The sequence below is a fragment of the Aquabacterium sp. UBA2148 genome (genome assembly GCF_002328915.1).
In the GTDB taxonomy this organism is placed as follows: domain Bacteria; phylum Pseudomonadota; class Gammaproteobacteria; order Burkholderiales; family Burkholderiaceae_C; genus Aquabacterium; species Aquabacterium parvum.
Genome location: NZ_DCXA01000119.1, coordinates 392 through 1,496 on the forward strand (window position 1 = coordinate 392; position 1,105 = coordinate 1,496).

The 1,105-nt window shown below is 67.4% G+C and carries 2 protein-coding genes; both read right to left on the reverse strand.

Features of this window, described 5'->3' with window-relative positions; all coding sequences use genetic code 11:
* Positions 1-108: 108 nt before the first annotated feature.
* Positions 109-780, reverse strand: a complete 672-nt coding sequence (locus B2W70_RS06510) for an RluA family pseudouridine synthase (RefSeq protein WP_286743984.1) — start codon at positions 778-780, stop codon at positions 109-111.
* Between the two features lie 15 nt (positions 781-795).
* On the reverse strand, positions 796-1,105 hold a 310-nt coding region (locus tag B2W70_RS06515; protein WP_286743986.1), incomplete at its 5' end, for a bile acid:sodium symporter.

The following is a 1,105-nucleotide window of genomic DNA, read 5'->3' on the forward strand; positions in this document are numbered from 1 at the left end:
GGCATGAACGACCACGTGCCCAAGCCGCTGGACATCGAGCAGATGTTCAAGACGCTCAGGCGCTGGCTGGGCCCACCGCTGGCCTGATACCGCCCCTGCACACCGTGGTCAAAAGGGCACCGGGCTCACCCATTTCTGGGCGACGCCGGAGCGAGGGTGGTTCAGGCCCAGCTCCGCCGCATGCAGCATCAGTCGGGTGGCCCCCACCTCGGGACCGTACAGCGGGTCGCCCACGATGGGGTGCCCCTTCGCCATCAGGTGCACGCGCAACTGGTGAGAACGCCCGGTCACCGGCTCCAGGCTGACACGGGTGGTGCCCTGCATCGCATCGCGTTCGACGACACGAAAACGCGTCAGCGAGGGCTTGCCGCGCTCGAAGCACACCATCTGCCTGGGCCGACGTGGCCAGTCGGTGATGAGCGGCAGGTCGATCTCACCTTGCTCGGCCTGCACCAGGCCATGCACCACCGCCTCGTAACGCTTGTGCACGTCGCGCCCGGCAAAAGCGATGCTGAGCTGTCGCTGTACTTCGGGACCTCGACCGAACACGAGCAAGCCCGATGTGGCCATGTCCAGCCGGTGCACGATCAGGGCATCCGCGAAGCGCGCCTGCACGCGCGAGGCCATGCAGTCCGCCCGATCGGCGCCCCGACCTGGCACCGACAACAAGCCGGCGGGTTTGACCACGACCACGATGTCATCGTCCACGTGGACCAGGTCCAGGCCCGTGTCGGCCGGCGGCAGGTAGTCGATCTCGTCGTCCGGGTTGGTGGTGGACATGGCTGGTGCACCCGCTCAGGCCACGCGCTTGGGCTGTGCGGCGCCTGCTCGGGCGGCGTATCGGCGGGCCATCACGGCGCACACGAACAGCTGCAACTGGTGATAAAGCATGATCGGCAGCACCAGCACCCCCATGGCCGCGCTGCCGCCAAACAGCAGCTTGGCCATGGGCATGCCCGACGCCAGCGTCTTCTTGGAGCCGCAAAAAACCGCCACGATCTCGTCCTCGACAGAAAAGCCCAGCGCACGCGCCACGCGGCGGGTGAACCACAGCATCGGGAACAGGAACAGGGCCGAGCCCACCACAGCCTCGGCCAGCAGCAGC